Annotated in this window: 4 protein-coding genes; 2 read left to right on the plus strand and 2 right to left on the minus strand. The window is 50.2% G+C overall.

The genetic code is table 11. The features are described from left to right. Both ppk1 and ppx read left to right on the plus strand, forming a co-directional pair. Positions 1-1,552 (plus strand): polyphosphate kinase 1 (gene ppk1 / locus BZG79_RS11080; RefSeq protein WP_077774411.1); only part of this gene is annotated, 1,552 nt, incomplete at its 5' end. Next, on the plus strand, positions 1,527-3,038 hold the full coding sequence (gene ppx / locus BZG79_RS11085; protein ID WP_077669521.1) for an exopolyphosphatase: 1,512 nt from the start codon (positions 1,527-1,529) through the stop codon (positions 3,036-3,038). The genes ppk1 and ppx, both read left to right, overlap by 26 nt. Here ppx and BZG79_RS11090 read toward each other — a convergent pair. Continuing rightward, entirely contained in the window at positions 3,035-3,988 is a 954-nt protein-coding gene (locus BZG79_RS11090; protein ID WP_077774412.1) for a phosphate ABC transporter substrate-binding protein, read from the minus strand. The genes ppx and BZG79_RS11090 overlap by 4 nt on opposite strands. Then, the gene (phoR, locus tag BZG79_RS11095) at positions 3,982-5,277 is read right to left on the minus strand and encodes a phosphate regulon sensor histidine kinase PhoR (RefSeq protein WP_077774413.1); all 1,296 of its coding nucleotides are present in this window, start codon (positions 5,275-5,277) and stop codon (positions 3,982-3,984) included. Before phoR ends, BZG79_RS11090 begins: the two co-directional genes overlap by 7 nt. Positions 5,278-5,369: the final 92 nt, after the last annotated feature.

Raw genomic sequence — 5,369 nt, forward strand, 5'->3', positions numbered from 1 at the left:
GCCTAAAGGAAAGCGGCAGCGCAAAACCATTATCTTATTGGACAATATTATTCGACTCTGTGTTGATCAGATTTTCAGTGGTTTGTTCGATTACGATACCGTCGACGCTTATGCGATGAAAATGACGCGTGACGCCGAATACGATTTGACCAACGAAGTCGAACATAGCCTGCTCGAAAATATGTCAGAAAGCTTGGACCAACGCTTAACCGCCCTACCTGTTCGGTTTGTGTATCAGCGTGATATGCCACCTGAAATGGTGAACAAACTCATCCAAGTTTTAAAGATTTCTGATTACGACAGTGTGCTACCCGGGGCGCGCTATCATAACTTTCGTGATTTTATCGGCTTTCCCAATGTGGGACGCCAGTATCTAGAAAACGCACCGCTTCCGCCTTTCGAGAGTGCCGATTTTCAATTGCAAAACAATGCGTTTCGGGCCATACGTGAACGCGACATACTGCTGTACTACCCCTATCATACCTTTCGGCATATGACCGAACTGGTGCGACAAGCATCGTTTGACCCTAAAGTGCGTAGCATTCGGATCAACGTGTATCGCGTGGCAAAGAACTCGCGGATTATCAATTCAATGATTGATGCTGCCAATAACGGTAAGCGCGTCACTGTGGTGGTTGAACTTCAGGCACGATTTGATGAAGAGGCCAATATCGAGTGGTCACGGGTACTGACCGACGCAGGGGTCAAAGTGGTATTCGGCACGCCAGGGCTAAAAATTCACTCCAAGCTGTGCTTGATATCTCGCCGCGAAGATGGCGAACTTCGCGATTATGGCCATATTGGTACCGGAAACTTTCATGAAAAAACGGCACGAATCTATACTGACTTTGCGCTTTTTACCGCCGATCAACAACTCACCTCAGAGATCCGAAAAGTTTTCGACTTTATCGAGAACCCTTATCGCCCAGTAAAGTTTAACCACCTGATTGTGTCGCCGCGTAACTCACGCCGCCGAATGTGTAAATTGATCGAGCGCGAGATTGAACATGCGCGCGCCAAACGCAAAGCTGGCATTACGCTTAAAGTCAATAACCTCGTTGATAGAGGCTTAGTTAATCTCTTATACAAAGCCAGCAATGAAGGGGTCAAAATTCGAATTATTGTCCGCGGCATGTGCTCGCTCGTGCCGGGCGTAAAAGGGGTGAGTCAAAACATCAAGGCGATCAGTATTGTGGACCGCTTTCTCGAGCATCCACGTGTATTTGCCTTTGAAAATGGCGGTGAACGTGATATCTATATTTCATCTGCCGATTGGATGACCCGAAATATTGATAATCGTATTGAAGTGGGGGCACCTATTCGCGATCCAAGACTCAAAGATCGCATCATGGCAATCTTGGAAATTCAATTTGCCGATCGCGCCAAAGCACGAGTCATCGACAAAGCCATGTCTAACGCCTATGTTAAACGCGGTAACAAGAAAAAGATCCGCTCACAAGTCGAGATCTATGATTACCTCAAACACATAGAACGCCAAGCACTCAAACACGCGGAAAAGTTGCAACATGACACACCCCCAGTCAAAGGATAAACCGCGCGAGATTGCTGCGGTTGATCTCGGCTCCAACAGTTTCCACATGGTCGTCGCACGCGTCGTCGGTGAAGGGCTTCAAATCGTCAGCCGCCATAAACAGCGCGTTCGTCTGGCTGCGGGGCTAGACAGCCACCATTGTCTTAGCGATGAAGCGATTGATCGAGGCGTGGAATGTTTAGCCATGTTCGCTGAGCGCCTCAACGGTATTGACGTGGATAACGTCCGCATTGCCGCGACCCACACGTTACGCCAATCTCGTAATATCGAGACGTTTATCCAGCGAGCGAATCAAGTTTTCCCTTACCCAATAGAAGTTATTTCGGGTGAGGAAGAAGCGCGTTTGATTTACATGGGCGTGTCACACACCCAACAAAATATCGGCCGCAAGCTCGTCATCGATATTGGTGGCGGCAGCACAGAATTAGTCATTGGTGATAACTTTGACCCCCTGCTGGTTAATAGCAAACGCATGGGCTGTGTGAGCTATAATGAACGGTTTTTCCCCAAAGGGGCCATTAGCTCAAAGCAATTTGCGGCCGCTCAGCTCGCCACTCGGCAAAAACTAGAGAGTCTCGCAAGCCAATACCGCCAAGCAGGCTGGCAAGTGGCTTTAGGGGCTTCAGGAACGGTGAAAGCGATTCGTGAGGTCATCATCGGCTTGGGTGACGACGATGGCATTATCACCCGCAAACGCCTGGATAGTTTGATTGAAACGCTACTGACATTTAAAACCAGTGAGAGCATCAATTTGCCAGGCTTATCAGCCGATAGGCAACCTGTGTTTGCTGCGGGTGTGGCTATCTTGTCGGGGATATTTGATGCGTTAGCCATCGAGTCACTGCGCTTTTCCGACGGGGCACTGCGTGAAGGTTTACTCTATGAGATGGAAGATCGTTTTCAGCGTACGGATATCCGCGGCCGCACCACAGATGACATGGCGGCTCGCTACAATATTGATCTGAGTCATGCTCGACGTGTACAGCAAACGGCGGCCCACTTTTATGCGCAAGCAGAACCGGATAAAGGCAGTAAAAAGTCCGAGCTCGCCGGATTGCTCAACTGGGCAGCACTGCTCCATGAAGTTGGCCTGAGCATTGGCTATCCGGGTTATCACAAACATTCAGCCTATATTTTGCACCACACCAATTTGCCGGGTTTTAATCAAGAGCAGCAGACAGTGCTCGCGACATTGGCACGCTTTCACCGAAAGGCGCTAAAGCTCAGTGAGATGCCCAAGTTTACTTTGTTTAAGCCGAAACTGATTGAAACCCTAATTTGCGCATTACGCTTAGCCTGTGTGTTGCACTCCCAACGTAACGACCAGCCACTACCTGATATCGCACTGAATGTGGATAAAAAAGGAACATGGCAGCTCGATTTCCCTGCAAGGTGGCTCCAAGATAACCGCTTATTAGCCGCCGATCTTGAAGCCGAAAAACAATACTGGCAATCCGTAAACTGGGCGTTGACCTGTAACGACTAATCCAATCCCAGCGCCTGTCGCTGTGCGTGTACCGTTTCTGCCGGCAATGGAATATATCCTTGCTGGCTGACGGCTTTTTGTCCTTGCTTAGAGAGAATATATCGCATAAATGCGGCATCTAAAGGCGCAAGCGGTTGATGCGGCGCTTTGTTGATATATAAATAGAGATGTCGAGTAAGTGGGTACTTACCTTCTCGAATCGCCCTGTCACTAGGGATAACGGCTTTGTCGCCATGACGAGAAATCGCAAGCATACGGGCGCCCGAGGCTTGATGACCGATCCCTGCATAACCGATAGCATGGAGTGAAGAAGCCACCGACTGTACCACCGACGCCGAACCGGGCTGCTCATTCACATCGGCACGAAAATCGCCGCGACACAGGGCTGATTGCTTAAAATAACCATAGGTGCCAGAGACCGAATTTCGGCCAAACAACTGTAAGTCACGATGCTGCCAGCGGCCGGTTAAGCCCAGCTGCCCCCAGGTTGTAATAGGGTCACTCGCACCGCACCACAGCGTTCTGGAAAAGAGCGCGTCAAGCTGTTGAAAACTGATAGTACGAAGTGGATTGTCTTGATGGACATAGACGGCCATCGCGTCAATCGCAACTGGGACTGCGGTTGGGGGGTAACCGAACCGCGCTTGAAAGGCGTTTTCCTCACTGACACGCATCGCGCGGCTCATTGGCCCAAGTTGCGCAGTGCCCTCCACCAGCGCGGGCGCCGCCGATGCCGAGCCAGGGGTCTGCAACTGCACATTGACGCCCGGATGCAAGCGCTTAAATCCGCCTGTCCACGCCGCCATAAGATTACCGAGCGTATCAGAGCCCACAGAGCTTAAGTTGCCGGATATGCCGCTGGTACGTTGGTAATCCGGTAAAGGATGGGTTTGGCTTAACGCATTCAGACTCCATACGAGACAAACAAACAAGATAACGCGTTTTAACATGCGAGCCGCTCCGGCAACGTGAATGCAAACGTGCTACCTATCCCGACTTCGCTTTTAATATCCAGTTCAGCATCATGGTGGCTCAGCGCGTGTTTAACTATCGCAAGCCCTAGCCCACTGCCACCGGTTTCTCGCGATCGCGCTTTGTCGACACGATAAAATCGCTCAGTCAATCGGTCTAAATGTTGTGGCGGAATGCCCTCACCACTGTCGATAACCTCTAAGCGCGGGCCTTTTTTCGAACGATACCAACGCACCTGGATCTCTGCCTGGGCGGGAGTGTGTTTCACCGCATTATAAACAAGGTTTGAGATCGCACTGCGCAGCTGATCATCATTGCCGCGGACTTTCAACGCCGTGTCGACGTCAAAGGTAAGTACATGCTCACTGTTACCACTTAATGCCTGAGCCTCTTTTTGCAGCACATCGAGCATCGCGGGAACATCGACATGATGGTCGAGATCGGGTTTGGCTGCAGCTTCAATTTTAGACAGCGTAAGCAGTTGCTCAACCAAGGATTCCATCCGAGATAATTGCTCTGTCATCACACCATGTGCTTTTGGCCACATGGGTCCAACAACCATATCCGGATCTTCAGTCATTTCTAAGTACCCACGCAATACCGTCATTGGTGTGCGCAGCTCGTGCGAAACGTTGGCGAAAAAATTACGTCGCATACCTTCCAGTTGCTTTAACTGTGTGATGTCACGCACCACCATCAAATATTCGCCTTCCGCGTAGGGCATGGTCCGAAATTCGAGTGTGCGAGCGCTATTCAGATGAGAGCGCATTTCCAACGCCGTATCGTAATTGGCATTGGCGATATAACTGACAAATTCCGGTGCGCGGATCAAGTTACTAATATGCTGGCCGTTATCATCCGGCATGCGCAAGCCAAGTAGCTCCTGAGCGAGTTTGTTACACCAAACAATGGCGCCATCGCGCTCAAATACCACCACCGCATCGGGCAAAGACTCCGCGCCGTTACGAAAACGGCGAATTAAGTTAGCAAGCTCTTTGCGACGCCGGCGGTTACGCTTTTGTAAGCGATAAATACCATTAAATAAAGGCTCCCACGATCCCGTACCGGATGGAGGCGTTAAGCTTTTGTCTTTCCATAACCAGTCAGACAGCTTTATTTGCTGGTGCAAGTGCCRCAATAACATCGCTACAGTGGCGCCGAGTAATAACCAAGGTAGGCCGCCAAACAATCCACCTACTACGAGCCAAGGTAAATAAAAAAAAGCCAGCTCCCAGGCCAGCTTCTTCCAAGACAGTCGTTCGACCATTATATCTCCATATCGGCTCATCCCTTTAAAGGGATGTTCTAGCTACGTGTTGAGAAGCGATACCCCGCCCCACGAACGGTTTGTACTAACTT

It is taken from the genome of Salinivibrio sp. MA427 (assembly GCF_001996115.1).
GTDB lineage: Bacteria > Pseudomonadota > Gammaproteobacteria > Enterobacterales > Vibrionaceae > Salinivibrio > Salinivibrio costicola.